This is a genomic window from Deinococcus gobiensis I-0 (assembly GCF_000252445.1).
GTDB lineage: Bacteria > Deinococcota > Deinococci > Deinococcales > Deinococcaceae > Deinococcus > Deinococcus gobiensis.
This window is the reverse complement of record NC_017790.1, coordinates 472,075-490,308: the sequence shown is the minus strand read 5'-3', so window position 1 is coordinate 490,308 and position 18,234 is coordinate 472,075. Positions and strand designations below refer to the sequence as shown.

Genomic DNA, 18,234 nt, shown 5'->3' with positions numbered 1-18,234 from the left:
TGACCGGGCGGCGTGAGCCCAGGCACGCGCGCCCCTTTACCCCTCGCTGGGACTCGGACGGTGGTGGGAAGCGTTCGGGCAGGCGGCAAGCCCAGGTGAGGCCGTTGCGACCACGGAGCGTGCAGAGAAAGGGGCTGAGAAACGCGGTGGCCCCAGTTCAGATCGGAGGCCACCGCGTCTCCCGATCCCGTGGTCGCCCCTACATCGTGTGGTCGCTCTCGCGCAGCAGGATCTGTACGTCGAAGGCGGCCAGCAGCCATTCCTTCTGCTCGTGGATGGCGCCGGGCGGGCAGGAGTGCAGGCAGGCCATACAGCCGGTGCAGGCCCCCAGGTTCAGCAGCAGCCGGACGCCGCCCTCGGGCCGCAGCTCGCGGGTGATCGCCTCGGTGGGGCACACGTTGGCGCACACCGGGCAGTCGATACATTTCTCGTCCACCAGTGGCGCGGGCCACGCCACCCCCACGCCTGCCGGGGGCACCGGCTTGAGGGCCTTGCGCCGCCAGGTCCACTCCTGCGGGGTGCGCTGCGGCGGGTCGCTCCAGTCCACGAAGGGCAGCGGGCGCTCGGGCAGGTTCTGACTGAGCTGGCGGCCTCCGGCGCGCAGCAGGCTGGTGAAGGCCCCCCGGCGCGACACCTTCAGGGCGCGCCCCTGGTCTGCGGGCACCGCCGCGCGCACCGTGACCCGGGCGGGGCGGCCGGTCGCGGCGCGCAGGGTCTGGGCCTGCTCGACGACCGCCCCCAGGCGCTCGGGCACGTCGGCGCGGCCTACCGGGCAAGCGGCGCAGTCGCCGTGGATCAGGGTCAGGGGTACGTCCCAGGCGCCCGCCGCCGCGACCAGCGCCGGGGTCACGCGCCCCAGGCACGGCAGGCTGGGGCCGCCCGCGCCGCTGGGCACGCAGGTGAGGGTGGCCTCGGGGGAGACAGGCGGCGGGTTGCCGGGCTGCTCGCGCTGGTCATGGACGCTTTGCAGGGGCGTCATCAGGTCGTATTCCAGCGCGCCGGTCGGGCAGGCCTGCACGCACAGGCCGCAGCCGGTGCATTTCTGGGGGTCCACCCGCACGCCGTAGCTGCCGGGCGGCGTCTCGATGGCCTCGTGGGGGCAGGCGCTGTGGCAGGCGTCGCAGCCGCCGACCGTGTGGCGCTCCAGCAGGCAGCGCGGGCCGGTGTAGCGCGGCACGAGGTTGCCCAGCTCGCTGAGCTGGTCGAAGACACCTTTCAGCATGCGGGGGCCGGGAAGGCAAGGCGGGCGGGGCAGGTCATGCCCGGCAGTCTACGCGCCGCGCCGGACGCACAAAATGAAGCCCGTCGCCTTCGCTTCAGGGCGGGCCGCGCCGGGTAGGCACCCGCAGCGTCACGTATCCGATGCCCGCCAGCCCGATCAGCACCCAGGCCACCTGCCCCACCAGCACCGGAATGCGGCCCAGGCTCAGCGACACGGCCACGGCGATGCTCAGGGCCGCCACCCACTTGGCCCGCAGCGGCATGCCCCGGCCCGCGCGGTAGTCGGCCACCAGCGGCCCCACCACCGGACGCGACAGCAGCCACGCCTCCCAGCGCGGGTCGCCGCGCGAGAAGGCGGCGGCGGCCAGCACGAACCACACGGTCCCCGGAAAGCCCGGCAGCCACAGCCCGACGAAACCCAGACCGCACAGCGCAAAGCCCAGCGCCAGCCACAGGGGCCGGAGCCGGGTGGGGGGCCGGGGGTCGCTCATGCCGGGCAGGATACCCGCCCCGTCCCGTGCAGATGCCCCTGCCCGTGACCGGGAGGGCATCTGCGGAGACCGTTCAGGTGAACAGCGTGCTGACGCTCGCGCCGGTGTGGATGTTGGCGATGGCGTTGGCGAACAGCGGGGCCACGTCCAGCACGGCCAGCTTGCCGCCCGCCGCCTCGACCTTGCTTTCGGGCACGAGCACGGTGTTGCAGCTCGCCACCTGGGTCACGTCCAGGGCGGCGATGCGCTGGATGGCCGGGCCGCTGTAGACGCCGTGCGTCACGGCGACGTACACGTCCTTGGCCCCCATGCCGCGCGCGATGTTGACCGTCTCGACGAGCGACCCGGCGGTGCTGATCTCGTCGTCCACGATGAACACCGTCTTGCCCTGCACGTCCCCGATCAGGGCGCGCGGGCGCACCTCGGTGTCCGAGAGCCGCTCCTTGTCGATCATGGCGAGGCCCGAATCCAGGCGGCGCGCGATATGCGAGGCGCGCTTGATGCTGCCGGCGTCGGGCGCCAGGACCACGCCCTCGTGGGCGTTGGGCACGCAGCGCTTGAAGTGCTCGGACAGCACGATGTCGGCCGAGAGGTGGTCTACCGGCACCTTGAAAAAGCCGTGCACCTGCGGGCTGTGCAGCGTCATGGTCAGGATGCGGTCGGCCCCGGCCTCCTGGAGCAGGTCCGCGACCAGCCGCCCAGCGATGGAGATGCGCGGGCTGTCCTTCTTGTCGCTGCGGGCGTAGGAGTAGTACGGGATGACGGCCGTCACGCGCCCGGCGCTGGCGCTCTTGGCCGCGTCGATCATCAGCATCAGTTCCAGGATCGCGTCGCTGACCGGCGCGCTGAAGGTCTGCACGATGTACACGTCACCCTCGCGCAGCGACTCCTCGTAGTGGACGATGATGTTGTCGTTGGTGAACTTCTCAGTGACGCTGCGGCCCAGCGGCACGCCGAGGTTGTCACAGATGGCCTGGGCCAGCGGGCGGTTGCTCTGGCCCGAAAAGACCAGCAGCGGCGAGCGTCGGCTCTCGCCGAGGGTTTCGAGGATGGGGCGGTGGGGTGCAGCAGACACGGGCGGGCCTCCGGAGCGGGGGGAATGTGTGGTGAACAGCGCAATTGCCTGAACGCCACAGAGCATACCCGCCCCCCGGATGAGCTGTCACCGCGCCCCCCGTCCCCCCAGCGGGAACAGTGGCCCCGGTCACCACGCTCCTGCGGCCGCCGCTCTGGCGTGGGCAGCGCGCAGCCCAGCCTTTCTGCGGCCCTCACCTGACCGGCGGTCCCCTGCCGGCAGGCCGGCCGGTCTCAAGCGGCCTTTAGTTCCTGTCCATGAAGGACAGACACCCCACCGCGCACAGTAGAGACAACGTGAACCCCCGCCCCCCCTGCCCGCCCCGCCGCCCCGTCCCGGAGCGCCCATGACCCGCCTCGACGCCGTCGTCGTGGGCGCCGGTCCCAACGGCCTCTCGGCGGCCGTGACCCTGGCCCGCGCGGGGCTGCGGGTGCAACTGCTGGAGGCCCACGACCAGGTGGGCGGCGGGCTGAGCAGCGCCGGGCTGACCCTGCCCGGTTTCGTTCACGACCTCGGTTCGGCCATCCATCCCCTCGCGGTCGCCAGCCCGGCCTTCCGGCAGTGGCCGCTGCACGCCTTCGGGCTGCGCTGGGTGTATCCCGAGGTGCCGGCGGCCCAGACCCTGCCGGGGGGCCGCAGCGTGCTGCTGCGCCGCGACCTGGACGCCACCGCCGAGAGCCTGGGCCGCGACGGCGCGGCGTGGCGGCGACTGCTCGGGCCGCTCGTCGCCGACTGGGAAGGCCTGCTGCACGACATCCTGCGGCCGCTGCTGCGCGTGCCGGGCCACCCGGTCACGCTGGCGCGCTTCGGGCTGCGTGCCCTGCCTCCGGCCGAGGCGCTGGGCCGGGCCCTGCTGCGCACCCCCGAGGCCCGCGCGCTGTGGGCCGGGCTGGCCGCGCACAGCGCCCTGCCGCTCTCCACACCCGGCACCTCGGCCATGACCCTGGTGCTCGCGGTGCTGGCGCACGCGGTGGGCTGGCCGCTGCCGGCGGGCGGCGCGCAGGCCTTCGCCGACGCCCTGCGTGCTTATTTCGAGCACCTGGGCGGCGAGGTCCTGACCGGCGTGCGGGTAGACGGCCCGCGCGACCTCCCCCCCGCCCGCGTGACGCTGGTGGACAGCAGCCCCGGCGTATTGCTGCGGCTGCTGGGCGACCGCGCCCCCGCCGCCTACCGGGCACAGCTGGAAGGCTTCCGCTACGGCGCGGGCATCCAGAAGTTCGACTACGCCCTGAGCGGCCCGGTGCCCTGGGCCAGCCCCGACCTCGTCCGCGCGGGCACGGTGCATGTGGGCGGCAGCTTCGCGGAGATCGTACACTCGGAGGCGGGCTGGCGCTCGGAGCGGCCCTACGTGCTGGCCGCGCAGCCCAGCCTGTTCGACGCGGGCCGCGCGCCGCAGGGGCAGCACACCTTCTGGGCCTACGCGCACACGCCCAACGGCTCGGCGGCCGACGTCGCGCCGCAGGTCGAGGCGCAGCTCGAACGCTTCGCGCCCGGCTTCGGCGAGCGGGTGCTGGCCCGCCACGTCACGACCGCGCCGCAGCTCCAGGCCTTCAGCCCGGTGTTCGGCGGCGGCGACGTGAACGGCGGCGCGAGCACGCTGTGGGGCCTGCTCGCCCGCCCCAACCTCGCCGTGACGCCCTACCGCACCCCGGTGCGCGGCATGTACCTGTGTTCCAGCAGCGCGCCTCCCGGCGGCGGCATCCACGGGATGGCGGGCCACAACGCGGCCCTGACCGCCCTGAGCGACGAGTTCGGTATCGGAGAGGTGCCGTGACGGAGCTTCGGGCTGGTAGCCTGTAGAGAAAAGCGGAGTGGCAGGTCGGACCGCCGCTCCCCTCTTTCTCTACGAGCTACGCGCCACGAGCCACACGCGCCTCATTCCCCTCTGAAGATCTTGCCGACCTTGTCGAAGAAGCCCTCGTGCTTCTCGCTGGGCACCTCGTCGCCGACCGCGCGGGCGTAGGCGCGCAGGGCCTCGCGGGCCTCGTCGTTGAGCTGGCCCGGCTTGGGAATCGTCACGTCGTATTCGACGATCAGGTCGCCCGTGCCCGCACCCTGGAGGCGCGGCATGCCCTGGCCGCGCAGGCGGTGCAGTTCGCCGTGCTGGGTGCCCGGCTTGACCTCCACCGTCTGCGGGCCGTCGAGGGTAGGCACCGTGACCGCCCCGCCCAGCGCCGCCGTAGCGAACCCGATGCGCGCGGTGTAGATGAGGTGCTCGGCCTCGCGGCGCAGTTCGGGGTGCGGCTCCATGTCGATATGCACGTACAGGTCGCCGTTGCCGCCCGGACCCTCGTTGCCGTAGCCCGCCACGCGGATGCGGTAGCCCTCGTCGATGCCGCGCGGCAGCTTGACCTTGACCGTCTCGTTTTTCAGCGTGCGGCCCCGGCCCTTGCACACCGTGCAGGGGTCCTCGATGATCTGGCCCTCGCCCCGGCAGGTCGGGCAGGGCTGCTGCGTCTCGACCACGCCGAAGATCGTGCGGGCCTGCGCGCGCACCGCGCCTGTGCCCGAGCAGGTCGGACAGGTCTTGGGCGGCTTGCCTCCCGGCTCGGACTTGGTGCCGTGGCAGTGCTCGCAGGTCGTGAGGCGGTCGATGCTGACCTCGATCTCCTCGCCCGCGCGGGCCTGGAGCAGCGAGACGCGCGCCTCGGTCTCCAGGTCGTCGCCACGCGCCGGGCCGCGCCGCCCCCGGCCGCCCACCGCGCCGCCGAAGAGCTGCTCGAAGATGTCCATCGGGTCGAAGCCCGCGCCCCCCATGCCCCCCATGCCGCCGAAGGGGTCGCCGCCGGGCATGCCGCCCGCACCGGGCGCCGAGCCGAAGCGGTCGTAGTGGGCGCGCTTCTCCGCGTCGCTCAGCACGGCGTAGGCCTCGCTGATCTGCGCGAACTTTTCCTGCGCCCCCTCTTCCTTGTTGCGGTCGGGATGGTACTTCAGCGCCAGTTTGCGGTAGCTACTCTTGATCTCGTCGGCGCTCGCCGTCCGGGAAACGCCCAGCAGTTCGTAATAATCCATGTCGTTTTCGCCGGGCGGGGCCCGACCTCCGCCGAGCATCTTAACAAAAGGACACTCAAGAAACGTGGGCGGGTCCGCACAGGCCCGCCCACCCTCCCCGCTTCGGCGCTCAGTTCCGGAAGTAGTCCAGCCGCATCGCCCTGCGGGCCGCGTCCATCGTGGCGGCGGCGACCTCGCGGCCCTGCGCGGTGCCCTGGCGCACGATCTCCTCGACGGCGCCCATGTCGCGCGCGAACTCCAGGCGGCGCTCGCGGATGGGGGCCAGGGTCGCCTCCAGGACGTCAAGCAGGTGGCGCTTGACCTTCACGTCACCCAGGCCGCCCCGGCGGTAGTGGGCCTTCATCTCGTCGAGGGCCGCCGTGTCGGGGTCGAAGGCGTCGAGGTACGAGAAGACCGCGTTGCCCTCGACCTGGCCGGGGTCCTCGACCCGCAGGTGGTTGGGGTCGGTGTACATGCTCATCACCTTGCGCTTGACCTCGTCGGCGGGGTCCGAAAGGAAGATCGCGTTGCCCAGCGACTTGCTCATCTTGGCCTGGCCGTCCAGGCCCGGCAGCCGCGCCACGCTGCCCTTGCCGACCATCGCCTGCGGCTCGATGAGGACCGGCGCATAGAGGTTGTTGAAGCGGCGCACGATCTCGCGGGTCTGCTCGATCATGGGAAGCTGGTCCTCACCCACCGGCACGAGGTGCGCGCCGAAGGCCGTGATGTCGGCCGCCTGCGACACCGGATACACGAAAAAGCCCGCCGGCACCGACTCGCCGTAACCCTTCTGGGCGATCTCGGTCTTGACGGTCGGGTTCTGGCGCAGGTGCGAGACGGTCACGAGGTTCAGGAAGAACACCGTCAGCTCGGCGATCTCAGGAATCTGCGACTGGATGACGAAGGTGCTCTGCCGGGGGTCCAGGCCCACCGCGAGGTAGTCGAGCGCCACCTCCAGCACGTTGCCGCGCACCTTGTCGGGGTTCTCGAAGTTGTCGGTCATGGCCTGCACGTCGGCGAGCAGGATGAAGGTCTCGTACTCGCTCTGGAGGGCCACGCGGTTTTTCAGCGAGCCGACGTAGTGGCCGATATGCAGCGGGCCGGTGGGCCGGTCGCCGGTCAGGATGCGTTTGCGGGTGGGGTGGGGGGCAGTCATCTGGGGTCTCCTGGACATGAAAAAACGGCCGCGCTCCGGGAAACTCCGGGCGCGGCGCGTGGGGCGGTGTTCAGGCGCGGCAGCGGGGCCCGGTCGGGAGACCAGGCCACCACCACTGCCGCGCGGCGTTCATGCCGGCCATGCTAGCGCAAGGCGGGCTACAGCGTGGCCTTCGCCAGCGTCCACGCCTTCTCGAAGACCTCGCCGCGCTCGGGGCGGGCCATCACGCGGCCCAGGCCCTCGGCCAGGGTCATGCGCGGCACCTGCACCTCGGCCTCGCGGTCCACGCCGGGCCAGCGGCAGCGGGTGCGGACCACGCCGCTCTCGTCCTGCGCCGCCTGGAGCGAGAACAGCAGCCCGCCCTCGCCCCGCAGCTCGACGGTGCAGAGGTCGCCGTTGCTGCGGCCGCAGTCGCCGGGGCCGAAGGTGGCCCCCGACAGGTCCTGCCAGCCCAGCGTGCTGGCGACGAAGCCCGCGAACAGCCGCGCGGGCAGGTCGCGCTCGCCCGAGTAGCGCACCGTCAGCTCCCGGACCTCGGGCAGGCGGCGGGCCGCGTCGGGGCTGTCGAACAGCTGCGCGAGGGCTTCGCGCCAGCCCGCCGAACGGCTCCAGCCCAGGTCGGCCAGGGCGTAGTGCCGCGCCGGGGGAATGTCCAGCGACAGGCTGTCGGCGATGATCTGGTCGGCCACTTCCGAGAGTTCCGCGAGCAGCGGCCCCTCGGGGCGGGTGTAGGCCCCCCACCACACGTGGTTGACGGTCGCCGGACGCAGCAGCGGCAGGATGGCCCCGCGCAGCTGCTCGGCGTCCGCGTCCAGCGTCAGGCGCTCGACGTACAGCCCGCCCTGCTGCGGCACGAGGCTGGCCTGCACCTGCAAGTCGCCCTCACCGTCCATCACCGCGATGATCTGCCGCCCGGCGTAGCGGCCCTCCAGCCCGGCGAGCGCCTCCTCGATGCGCCCGAGGTGTTTGCGCAGGGTCAGGGCCACGATGTTGCCGGTGTAGGCGCGCGTCTCGACCTCGGTGCGCGACCACAGCTCGTCCAGGGTGGCCTGCGCCCCCCGCACGGTGGTCGCCACCGGTCCCAGCGTCTCCAAACTCGTCGCGTAGGTCACGCGGTCTCCTCCCCCTTTGCGGCGCTCCCGCTTTCGGCCGGGGCGTTCACAGCCGTCGCCAGCGGCGGCCCTCGCCCATCAGTTCGTCGGCGGCGGCCGGGCCCCAGGTGCCGCTGTCGTAGTTCGGGAAGTCGGGGGCGGGCTGGTGGCGCGGCGAACTGGCGTCCCAGGCCTCCAGAATGCCCGAGACGATCTGCCAGGCGTGGTCCACCTCGTCCTCGCGCGGGAACAGCGTGGCGTCGCCCAGCATCGCGTCGAGCAGCAGGCGCGAATACGGGCTTTCGAGCTGCGCCCCGAAGGCGTCGTAGCGGAAGTCCATGACCACCTCGCGCAGCACCATCTCCTGCCCGGGCATCTTGGAGCTGAACTTCAGGCTCACGCCCTCGTCGGGCTGGATCCGGAAGGCCAGGACGTTGCGCTCCAGCCCGCCGGGGAAGATGCCCAGCGGCGCGCGCTTGAAGACCACCGCGATCTCGGTGACCTTCTTGGGCAGGCGCTTGCCACTGCGCAGGAAGAAAGGCACGCCCTGCCAGCGCCAGTTGTCCACTTCCAGCTTGACGGCCACGTAGGTCGGGGTGGGGCTCTGCGGCTTGACGTTCGGCTCCTCGCGGTAGCCGGGCACCTTCTCGCCGTCCACCACACCGGGGCCGTACTGCCCGCGCACGGCGACCTCGGAGACGCGCTCCACGGGAATGGCCCGCACGGCGCGCAGCACCTTGGTCTTCTCGTCACGGATGGCGTCGGCGTCGAAGGCGGCGGGCGCTTCCATCGCGGTCAGGGCGAAGAGCTGCATAAGGTGGTTTTGCAGCATGTCGCGCACCACCCCGGCCTCCTCGTAGTACCCGGCGCGGCCCTCCAGGCCCAGGTCCTCGGCGGCCGTGATCTGCACGTGGTCCACATAGCCCCGGTTCCACAGCGGCTCGAAGATGGCGTTGCCGAAGCGGATCGCCATGAGGTTCTGGACCGTCTCCTTGCCGAGGTAGTGGTCGATGCGGTACACCTGCGACTCGTCCCACACGCTGTGGATGGCCGCGTTCAGCTCGCGCGCCGAGGCGAGGTCCCGCCCGAAGGGCTTCTCGATCACGATGCGCCGCCAGCCCTCGTCCTGCTGGTGCAGGCCCAGGCGGCCCAGGCCGTTGCTGATCGGCTCGAAGAGGCTGGGCGGCGTCGAGAGGTAGAACAGCGCGTTCTTGCGCCCGCCGTGCGCCTCCTCGGCCTCGTCGAGCTGCTTGCCCACGAGGTCGTACACCTCGTCGCCGCCGAAGTCGCCGTACTCGTAGTACAGCAGTTCCCGGAACTTCTCCAGGCTGCCGGGCTGCGGGGTGTCGGTCTCCTTGCTCGTCTTCAGGGCCTCGATGGCGAAGTCCTTGAACTGCTCGTCGGTCATGGCCTGGCGGCCCACCCCGACGATGTTGAAGGCGCTGCCCAGCAGGCCGTCTTGCCACAGCCCGAACACGGCGGGCAGCAGCTTGCGCCGCGCGAGGTCACCGGTCGCCCCGAAGATGACCAGGGTCGCCGGTTCGGGCGCGCGGCTGCGGCGCATGGCCGCCCGGAAGGGGTTCTGGCCGTCGGCCCCCGGCGCGTCGGCCCCGTGGGCGGGCACGCCGGCCGGCACGCGCTGGCGCGACTTGCGCGGGGACTTGGCCGCCGACTCGGCGGCGGGCTGGGCCACCCCGACCGTCTCGGCGGCGCGCTTCTGGGCGGCGGCCTGCTGCACGCCGGCCTCCACGTCGGGGGCCTTGCCGCGCGCGGCCTTCTTCTGGGCCGCCGCTTTGGGCTTGGGCGCGGGCTTGGCCGCCCCGGCTTCTGCGGCCGGCTTCGCTTTTTTGGGCGCGGCCTTCTTGGGAGCGCTCACTGCCGCGCCTTCTCGTCACTCGTCGTGCGCTGCTGACCGGTTTCTCCGAGCTGCTCGGCGGCCGAGCCGGTGCCGCCCGCCTTGCCGCTCGCCGCGATGTTCTCGGGGGCGGCCGCCTTGGGGTGCTCGCCCGCCTGCACCTCGGGCACGATGCCCTCCTGCTTGGGCACTTCGAGCGTCTTGACCGCGTGGCCCCCGAAGGCGCGGCGCATGGCCGAGAGCATCTGGCCCGAGTAGCTCACTTCCTGCTGGCTGCGGAAGCGCATCTGGGTGGCGAGCGTGATGACCGGCGTAGGCACCCCCAGCTCGATGGAGTCGATGATGGTCCAGCGCCCTTCGCCACTGTCGGCCACGTAGTCCGAGAGCGAATCGAAGTCGGCGGAGTTCTTGAGCGCCTCGGCGGTCAGGTCGAGCAGCCACGAGCGGATCACGGTGCCGTGACGCCACACCTCGGCGATCTGGGCCATGTCGAGGTTGAAGGTCTGGTGCGCCTTCATGAGCTCGAAGCCCTCGGCATAGGCCTGCATCATGCCGTACTCGATGCCGTTGTGGACCATCTTGACGTAGTGCCCGGAGCCGCTCGGCCCCATGTGGCCCCACCCCTTGTCGGGCGAGGGGGCCAGCGTCTCCAGGGCCGGGCGCAGGCGCTCCACGCCCGCCTCGGGGCCGCCGACCATCATGCCGTAGCCCTCGGTCAGGCCCCACACGCCGCCCGAGGTCCCCACGTCGACGAAGTGCAGGCCGCGCGCGGCGAGCGCCTCGCCCCGGCGCTGCGTGTCGTGGAAATTCGAGTTGCCGCCGTCGATGATCACGTCGCCCGGCGCGAGCCGGTCCGCGAGGTCGTCGATGACCGACTGCGTGATCTTCCCGGCGGGGACCATCACCCAGACGGCGCGCTCGCCCGGCCTGCCCAGCGCGGCGACGAAAGCGTCCATGTCGCTGGTCACGTTGGCACCCTTGCCGCGCAGGGGCGTCAGGGCCTCCTCGCTGCGGTCGTACCCGATCACGTCGTGTCCGCCCTGCTTGAGCCGAAGCACCATGTTGCCGCCCATCTTGCCCAGTCCGATCATGCCGATCTTCATGCGAGTCCTCCTGCGGGCGCGGGCCCGTCCGGTTTCCGGCCGGTCCGCCCCGATTACGCCGCGCATCATACGCGGCCCCTGTCACGGCCCGATACCGAGCCGCCCTTTAGTCAAGCTCCCTCTTTTTTAGCTCCATGTCAAATTGTCGTCTTGACGATTGTCGTTTTAACGACTACATTCCCTCTGGGCTTCCGTTAGCCTGGAGAGACCTTGACCCAGCCTGTCGCCGACCCGCTGCCCGGACACCCCGGCAGCCCCGAACACCGCACCTATCTCGCCTTGCAGCGTCTCGCGGCGCGCCAGCAGTACGCGGCGGCCGAGCTGCTGCGCGGGCACGACCTGAGCGCCCCGCAGTTCAACGTGCTGCGCATCCTGCGCGGGGCGGGCGACGGGGGGCTGCGGTGCAGCGACATCGGCCACCGGCTGCTGGTCCACGACCCCGACGTGACGCGCCTGCTCGACCGGCTGGAAAAGGCCGGCCGGGTGCGGCGCGCACGCGACCCCCACGACCGCCGGGTGGTCATGACCCACCTGACGGCCGAGGGCCGCGCCGTTCTGAGCGCCCTCGACGCCCCCCTGAGCGAGCTGCACGCGCGGCAGTTCGCCGCCCTGAGTCCCGAGCGCCTCGCGCTGCTGGCCGAGCTGCTGGGCGACCTGACCCTGGAGGACCACCGATGACGACCCCCACCCGCACCGCCCCCGCGACCAGCGCCCCCTCGCAGGCCGATCTGGGCCTGCTGCTGCTGCGCCTCGCCACCGGCGTCATCTTCGTGATGCACGGCTACCAGAAGTTCTTTCTGAATACGGTCGCCGGTACGGCCCAGTTTTTCGCCGGGATCGGCGTGCCCCTGCCGGGCGTGGCCGCTCCCCTGATCGCGGGCATCGAGCTGATCGGCGGCCTGCTGCTGATCCTGGGGCTGTTTCCCCGCGTGGTCGGCGCGCTGCTGGCCGTGAACATGCTCGTCGCCATCCTGCTCGTGCACGTCTCGGGCGGCTTCTTCAACCCGAACGGCGTCGAGTTTCCGCTGCTGCTGCTGGCGGCTTCGGCCACGCTCGCCCTGACCGGCGCGGGCCGCTACCGCCTGGGCAAGTCCGCCTGAAATAAGGCGTAGACGGGCGAGGGCCACCCCGAGACAGGGGTGGCCCTCGCCCATCCGGCGCTCAGGCGGCCGCGCCCGTCACTTCTTGCGCTTGGCCGCCTTGGCCGCCTCGCGGGCCGCCTTCTGCTCGGCCTTCTGGCGCTCCTGCATCTCGCGGCCCATGTCTTCGAGCAGCTGCGCGCCCTGGGCATCGACCTGCCGCTGGAGTTCGAGCAGCGTCGTGGCGACCATGTTGTGCAGCGCCCGCTCGACCGGCTGACGCACCCACCCGAAACGCACGCGGCCGTTGAGGGTCAGCGTGACCTCGGTGCCGCCGGGCATCGGCTTGAAGGTCCAGCCCTGTGTGAGCTTTTCGAGGGGACCGACATGGCGCACGCTTTCCCAGCCGCCGCGCTGCGGGGCCTGGAGCTGGCCGTACTTGACCGTGAAGCTCAGGCCCAGCAGCCGCCGCGAAAACTTGTAGCGTGCCAGAGCGCCGTTCGTCAGGCGGCCATCGCCGCCCTCGTAGGCGGCCGAAGCGACGTTGGGGTCCCAGCCGGCCCGGCGCTTGGGGTCCAGGGCCAGGCGGTACAGCACGTCCGGACGCGCGCGGACGACGATGGTCTGCTTGATGCTGATGGACTCCGACATTGCCCCCGAGTCTAGCGGACCGGACTTGCCGGGAAGCGGGGGCCGCCCCGGATGAACGGTCGCCGGACTTGTCCTATTTGTTTCCATATGAAATACTTTCGTTTGGAATGAATGACTCTCTCTCCCCCCAAGACGAGCTGTACGGTCTGGTGCGCCTGACCCTGCGGCTCGCGCGGCATTTCCGGCAGCAGCTGGACGAGCCGCTGGAGCAGGCGGTCGGCCTGAACATCGGCGAGGTCCTGGTGCTCTCGGCGATCACGGAGGGCTGCGACACGCCCTCGGCCGTGGCCCGCCGCCACTCGCTGCCGGCCCCGACCGTGACCCGCATGGTGACCAAGCTGGCCGAGGCCGGACTCGTGCGCCGCGTGACCGACCCCGACGACCTGCGTCGCCAGCGCCTGCAACTCACCGCGCAGGGCGAGGCCAAACGCCTGAAGACCCGCGAGAGTGCCCAGGCCATCGTGCATGACAGCTTCGGCGGCCTCGACCCGGCCCAGGTGCGCGCGGCCCTGAACGCCCTGGAAACGCTGAGTACCCGTCTCGACCTGTGCGCCGCGCCGCCCGTGGCCCCGGCGACGCACCCGGTTCCGTCCCCGGCCCTGGAGGCCCGACCATGAATACCGTTTCCCTGTCCCAGCGCGAGAAGGTGCTGGCCTTCACCGGCATCCTGACGGTGCTGTTCCTCTCCAGCCTGAACCTGACGGTGGTGGGCAGCGCCATGCCGCGCGTCATCGCCGACCTGGGGGGCTTTCACCTGTACGCCTGGGCCTTTACCGCCTACTCGCTCGCCACGACCGTGACCATTCCGGTCGTCGGCACGGTGAGCGACAAATACGGCCGCCGCCCCCTGATCCTGCTGGGCATCCTGATCTTCGCGCTGGGCAGCGTGGGCCTGGGCTTCGTGCAGAGCATGGAGCAGCTCATCATCCTGCGGGCCATCCAGGGCATTGGCGGCGGCACACTGATGGCCATGAGCTTCACGGCCATCGCCGACCTGTTCACCCCCATCGAGCGCGGGCGCTACCAGGGCTACACCGGCGCGGTGTGGGGGGTCAGCAGCGTGGTGGGGCCGCTCGTCGGGGGCTTCCTGACCGACCACCTGGGCTGGCGCAGCGTGTTCTTCGTGAACCTGCCCTTCGCGGTGCTGGCGGCCTTTTTCATCTGGCGGTTCTTCCGGCTGCCCGCGCCGGGCGCAAAGGGCCGCTTCGACGCCCTGGGCGCGGCCCTGCTGGCGGGGACGGTCGTGTGCCTGACCCTGGCGATGTCCTGGGGCGGGGGCACCTACGCCTGGGGCAGCGCGCAGATTCTGGGCCTGTTCGCGGCCACGCTGCTGCTGGGCGGGGCCTACGCGGCGCACAGCCGCCGTCAGGAACGCCCGATTCTGGACCTCCGGCTGCTGCGTGACCGCGGCATCGCCATCGCGTCCTTCGCCGGGCTGCTCATGAGCGCGGGCATGTACGCCGCGATCCTGTACCTGCCGCTGTACATGCAGGGCGTGCGCGGCAGCAGCGCCTCGGGCAGCGGGCTGGCCCTCACGCCCCTGATGGTCGGATTGATCGTGACGAGCACCATCTCGGGGCAGATCGTGAGCCGCACCGGCCGCTACAAGTGGCTCATCAACGTGGGCGCGCTGGTGGCCGCCGGAGCCCTGTTCCTGAGCGCCAGCCTCTCGCTGAGCACGCCGCTGTGGATCGCGGTCGGCCTGATGGTGCTGCTGGGCTTCGGGCTCGGGCCGGTGAACAGCCAGCTCACCCTGGCCGTGCAGAACGCCGCCCCGCGCGAGAAGCTGGGCAGTGCGACGAGCGGCAACCAGTTTTTCCGCCAGATCGGCGGCACGCTGGCCGTGAGCCTGTTCGGCGCACTGGTCAACGCGCAGCTCGCCCAGAACCTCGGCGGGCAGCTGCCGGCGGCGGCGACGGCCCTGCCCACGCAGTTTCAGGACGCGGTCGCCAACCCCAACCTCCTGACGAGCGCCCAGGCGCAGGAGCAGCTCGGCGGCGCGCTGGGCAAACTCGGGCACACCGAACTCCTGACGCCCATCCTGGACGCCCTGCGCGCGGTGATGGTCGGGGCCATCGACCACGTCTTCCTGATCTCGGCCGTGCTGGTGGCGCTCGCCTTCGTCCTGACCCTGGTCCTGCCCGAGCGCCCGCTCACGGCCCGGCCGGTCAAGGCCAAGGACGGCGCAGTGGCCGCCGACTGAAGCCCCCCCGCCTCTCCCCTGGCCCCTGCGCGTGGGGGGTCTTTTTTTATGTCCGGCCTGAGCGCGCCGCGCAGCCGCTACCCTGAACTCCATATGCACGACGTTCTGGTCATCGGCGGGGGCCTCGCGGGGCTGACGGCGGCGCGGGTCCTCACGCGGGCGGGGCAGCGGGTCCGGCTGCTGGAGGCCGCGCCCGAGATCGGCGGCCGGGTCCGGACGCGGGTGGTGGAGGGCTTTACCCTCGACGCCGGGTATCAGGTGCTGTTTCCCGACTACCCGGCGGTGCGGCGCAACCTCGACCCGGGCGCGCTGGACCTCGTGCCCATCGCCCCGGCGGGCGTGGTGCGGCGGGGGCGGCGCGCCGAGGCGCTGGGCGACCCCCTGCGCGACCCCGGCAGCCTGGGCAGCACCCTCCTGAGCGGGGCGCTGACCCTGGGCGACAAGGCCCGCATCGGCAAGCTGGCGCTGGAACTCGGCGCGCCGCCCGCCCACACGCTGCTGGTCGGCCCCGACGAGAGCACCGAGAGCTACCTGCGCCGCCAGGGCTTCTCGGAGGCGGCGCTCGACCACTTCTTCCGGCCCTTCTTCGGCGGGGTGTTCCTGCGGCGCGACCTGGCGACCTCGGCGCGGCTGTTCCGCTACTACTTCCGGCTCCTCATGACCGGCGGCGCGGCGCTGCCCCGCGCGGGCATGGGGACCATTCCGGCCCAGCTCGCGCAGGGGCTCGACGTGCGGACCGGCGTGCGGGTCACGCACCTCCAGCCGCACGGCACACACGTCACTGCCCAGACGGATGCGGGCGAACTCGACGCCCGGCAGGTCATCGTGGCGACCGACACGTGGTCGGCCGCGCCGCTGCTGGGCGAGGAACGCGGGGAGGAACGGGCCAGCCTGGGCAGCGCGTACCTGTACTACGCCGCCGCCACGCCGGTCGAGAAACAGCGCCGCCTGCTGCTGAACGGCGAGGCGGGCCTGATCAACAACGCGCAGTGGATGGGGCAGGCCGTGCCGGGCCGCGCGCCCGAGGGCCAGGACCTGCTCGTCGTGACGGCACTGGCCTCGGCGCAGGGCGGGGTGCCCGAGCTGGACGACGCCTCGCTGGACGCCCGCGTGCGCGGCGAACTCGCGCGCTGGTACGGCGAGGCCGCCGTGTCGGGCCTGCGGACCCTGGGCACCGAACGCGTCCCGCACGCGCAGTACCCGCAGCCGCCCGGCTACGCGGCCACCCTGCCGGGACACGCCACCCCACTGCCCGGCGTGCTGCGCGCGGGCGAGGTCACGTCCATGAGCGGCATCCAGGGCGCGATGGAAAGCGGCGAGAAGGCGGCGGCCATCCTGCTCAACGACCTCGCGGCCATGAGCCGTCCCCGGGGGGCCTGAACATGGGCGCGCATCTGGATCACCTCGTCGTCGCCGCGCGCACGCTCGCGGAGGGCCGGGCGTGGCTGGAGGGCCGCCTGGGCGTGCCCCTGGCCCCCGGCGGCGAGCACGAGACCTTCGGCACGCACAACGCGCTGCTGTCGCTGGGAGGCACCTCCTACCTGGAGGTCATCGCCGTGAATCCCGGCGCGTCCGCCCCAGCCCGCGCCCGCTGGTTCGGCCTGGACACGCCCGAGATGCGCGAACGGCTGGAGGACGGCCCGGCCCTGGTCCACTGGGTTGCCCGCGTGCCCGAGCTGGACGCGGCACAGGACTACCCGGAAGGCGAGGTGCTGGAGCTGTCGCGCGGCGAGAACCGCTGGGCGCTGACCGTGCCGCCGGACGGCTCGCTGCCGCAGGGCGGCGTCGCCCCCTCGCTGATCGCGTGGCATACGCCCGCGCCGCCGACCCGCCTGCCCGCCTCGGGCGTCACGCTGGCGACGCTGCGCCTGGGCACGCCGCAGCCGACCGAGTTGCGCGCCGCGCTCGACCGCCTCGGCTTTGTCGGCGAGGTCGAGGTCTACGAGGCCCCGCAACCCGAACTCGGCGCGCAGCTCGACACGCCGGGCGGGGTGGTGCTGCTCTAGCCGGAGAAGGCCGCTCCGGCGGGCTGGTGCCGATGTCCGGATACCGAAGGGGCGCGTTCATCGCTGCTCGTCCACGTCTCGGCGCTCATCGAAGACGGCCCGACTCAGGGCACGCTGTAGACGCCTTCCTCGGCCGCGTCCATGAGCAGGCCGCCGAGGCGTTCGTAGGCCTCGGGTTCGGTGGGCGGGTGCGTCAGGGCGGCGCGGGCGTCGCGCAGCAGCCGCTCGAAGGGCTGGTCGGGCGAGAGCGCCGCGCCGCCCACCGCGCGCGCGGCCTGGTCGGTGGCGTTTACGGCGGCCTGCGCGCACACGGCCTTGGCCCCGGCGAGCAGCGGCAGGGCGGCGTCGGTCGGGTCGGCGTGGAAGGCCTGAGTGGCGTGGGCCAGCAGGGCGCGCGCCGCCCACAGCTCGGCGTGGATGCGCCCGGCCGTCTCGCGCACGCGCGGCAGCGTGGCGATGGGCCGGCCCAGGGCGGTCGGCACCCGCGTCACGGCGTAGCGGCGCAGCTCGGCCAGGGCGGCGGTGCCCACCCCCAGGTACGTGCCCGAAAGGGCGGTCCAGAACCATGCGGGGCTGACCGGGCTGGGCGGCGTGGGCGGGGCGAGGTCCTGGGCCGACACGCTCATGCCACTGAACACGAGGTCCTGCGAGCCGCTGCCGCGCAGGGCCAGCGACCCGCCCCAGGTCGTCTCGATGTCCACGCCGGGCGCGTGCATGTCCACCCGGACGCGCACGACCTGCCCGTCGAGCGCGGCGGTCACCAGGGCCGTGTCCAGCGCGCGCGCCCCCGTAGACCAAGTCTTGCGGCCGTCCAGGCGGTAGCCGTCCCCCTGGGGGGTCAGGGTGGTCTCGGGCAGGCCGCCGCGTGAGGGACTGCCCAGGTTGCGCTCGCTGGCGACGGCGTTGAGCAGCTCACCGCGCGCCGCCCCCTGGCCCAGGCGCGCGAGCAGCGGCTCCGGCCACGACCGCGCCCCGAAGGCGCTGCCCAGCACGTGCCCGTTCATGGCGAGCACCAGCGCCAGCGACGCCCCCGCGCGCCCCAGGTGCTCCTGCGTCAGCGCGAACTCGGGCAGGGTCGCGCCCAGGCCACCGAACGCCTCCGGCACGGTCAGGGCGGCGTAGCCACTGGCCTTCAGGGCGGCGGCGGCCTGCGGGGTCACGTCCTGCGCGGCCTCGCACGCGGCCAGGTGGGCGGCGATGGCTTCGGCGGCGCGGCGCGTGACCTGCCGGACCTCGGGGCGGACGGGGTCGGGGAGCAGCAGCATGCCGGGCAGCGTAGCAGGGACGCGCGGGGCCGCTGGTCCCCCCTGGC

The 18,234-nt window shown here is 72.4% G+C and carries 17 protein-coding genes; 7 read left to right on the top strand and 10 right to left on the bottom strand.

What is annotated here, in order from left to right; genetic code table 11:
* Positions 1–199 precede the first annotated feature (199 nt).
* From DGO_RS02345 to DGO_RS02335, 3 genes are all read right to left on the bottom strand, one after another.
* A complete protein-coding gene (locus tag DGO_RS02345) occupies positions 200–1,222 on the bottom strand; it encodes a 4Fe-4S binding protein (RefSeq protein WP_014683875.1) in 1,023 nt (340 codons plus the stop codon).
* Positions 1,223–1,316: 94 nt separating this feature from the next.
* Positions 1,317–1,712, bottom strand: a complete 396-nt coding sequence (locus DGO_RS02340) for a YbaN family protein (protein ID WP_043800698.1) — start codon at positions 1,710–1,712, stop codon at positions 1,317–1,319.
* Positions 1,713–1,785: 73 nt separating this feature from the next.
* Complete coding sequence (locus DGO_RS02335; protein ID WP_193352023.1) at positions 1,786–2,787, bottom strand: ribose-phosphate diphosphokinase; 1,002 nt, start codon at positions 2,785–2,787, stop codon at positions 1,786–1,788.
* 346 nt (positions 2,788–3,133) lie between these two features.
* Here DGO_RS02335 and DGO_RS02330 point away from each other — a divergent pair, with 346 nt between their 5' ends.
* A complete protein-coding gene (locus tag DGO_RS02330; protein ID WP_014683872.1) occupies positions 3,134–4,561 on the top strand; it encodes a phytoene desaturase family protein in 1,428 nt (475 codons plus the stop codon).
* Positions 4,562–4,662: 101 nt separating this feature from the next.
* Here the strand turns inward: DGO_RS02330 and dnaJ are convergent, their stop codons facing one another.
* The 5 genes from dnaJ to gnd form a co-directional block, all read right to left on the bottom strand.
* Positions 4,663–5,799, bottom strand: coding sequence for a molecular chaperone DnaJ (gene dnaJ / locus DGO_RS02325; RefSeq protein ID WP_014683871.1), 1,137 nt, complete (start codon positions 5,797–5,799; stop codon positions 4,663–4,665).
* 109 nt (positions 5,800–5,908) lie between these two features.
* The gene (gene trpS, locus DGO_RS02320; RefSeq protein WP_043800695.1) at positions 5,909–6,934 is read right to left on the bottom strand and encodes a tryptophan--tRNA ligase; all 1,026 of its coding nucleotides are present in this window, start codon (positions 6,932–6,934) and stop codon (positions 5,909–5,911) included.
* A 158-nt stretch (positions 6,935–7,092) separates the two neighbouring features.
* Entirely contained in the window at positions 7,093–8,046 is a 954-nt protein-coding gene (locus DGO_RS02315; protein WP_014683869.1) for a glucose-6-phosphate dehydrogenase assembly protein OpcA, read from the bottom strand.
* A gap of 46 nt (positions 8,047–8,092) precedes the next feature.
* Positions 8,093–9,718, bottom strand: coding sequence for a glucose-6-phosphate dehydrogenase (gene zwf / locus DGO_RS02310; RefSeq protein ID WP_014683868.1), 1,626 nt, complete (start codon positions 9,716–9,718; stop codon positions 8,093–8,095).
* 179 nt (positions 9,719–9,897) lie between these two features.
* The gene (gene gnd / locus DGO_RS02305; protein WP_014683867.1) at positions 9,898–10,983 is read right to left on the bottom strand and encodes a phosphogluconate dehydrogenase (NAD(+)-dependent, decarboxylating); all 1,086 of its coding nucleotides are present in this window, start codon (positions 10,981–10,983) and stop codon (positions 9,898–9,900) included.
* A 210-nt stretch (positions 10,984–11,193) separates the two neighbouring features.
* On the opposite strand from gnd, the gene DGO_RS02300 reads away from it, so the two are divergent.
* Complete coding sequence (locus DGO_RS02300) at positions 11,194–11,661, top strand: MarR family winged helix-turn-helix transcriptional regulator (RefSeq protein ID WP_226991419.1); 468 nt, start codon at positions 11,194–11,196, stop codon at positions 11,659–11,661.
* Positions 11,658–12,083 carry a DoxX family protein gene (locus DGO_RS02295; protein ID WP_043800691.1) on the top strand — a complete coding sequence of 142 codons (426 nt, stop codon included), beginning with the start codon at positions 11,658–11,660 and terminating at the stop codon, positions 12,081–12,083. Before DGO_RS02300 ends, DGO_RS02295 begins: the two co-directional genes overlap by 4 nt.
* A 78-nt stretch (positions 12,084–12,161) precedes the next feature.
* On the opposite strand, the gene DGO_RS02290 is transcribed toward DGO_RS02295, so the two are convergent.
* Complete coding sequence (locus tag DGO_RS02290; RefSeq protein WP_014683864.1) at positions 12,162–12,713, bottom strand: SRPBCC family protein; 552 nt, start codon at positions 12,711–12,713, stop codon at positions 12,162–12,164.
* A 107-nt stretch (positions 12,714–12,820) separates the two neighbouring features.
* Here DGO_RS02290 and DGO_RS02285 point away from each other — a divergent pair, with 107 nt between their 5' ends.
* The 4 genes from DGO_RS02285 (at position 12,821) to DGO_RS02270 (ending at position 16,922) form a co-directional block, all read left to right on the top strand.
* Positions 12,821–13,330, top strand: coding sequence for a MarR family winged helix-turn-helix transcriptional regulator (locus DGO_RS02285; protein ID WP_050920651.1), 510 nt, complete (start codon positions 12,821–12,823; stop codon positions 13,328–13,330).
* Positions 13,327–14,916 carry an MDR family MFS transporter gene (locus tag DGO_RS02280; RefSeq protein WP_043800687.1) on the top strand — a complete coding sequence of 530 codons (1,590 nt, stop codon included), beginning with the start codon at positions 13,327–13,329 and terminating at the stop codon, positions 14,914–14,916. Before DGO_RS02285 ends, DGO_RS02280 begins: the two co-directional genes overlap by 4 nt.
* 93 nt (positions 14,917–15,009) lie before the next feature.
* The gene (locus DGO_RS02275) at positions 15,010–16,296 is read left to right on the top strand and encodes an NAD(P)/FAD-dependent oxidoreductase (protein WP_014683861.1); all 1,287 of its coding nucleotides are present in this window, start codon (positions 15,010–15,012) and stop codon (positions 16,294–16,296) included.
* Between the two features lie 2 nt (positions 16,297–16,298).
* Positions 16,299–16,922: a VOC family protein gene (locus tag DGO_RS02270; protein WP_043800686.1), complete on the top strand. Its 624-nt coding sequence runs from the start codon at positions 16,299–16,301 to the stop codon at positions 16,920–16,922.
* Positions 16,923–17,026: 104 nt separating this feature from the next.
* Here the strand turns inward: DGO_RS02270 and DGO_RS02265 are convergent, their stop codons facing one another.
* Entirely contained in the window at positions 17,027–18,187 is a 1,161-nt protein-coding gene (locus DGO_RS02265) for an acyl-CoA dehydrogenase family protein (RefSeq protein WP_014683859.1), read from the bottom strand.
* Positions 18,188–18,234: the final 47 nt, after the last annotated feature.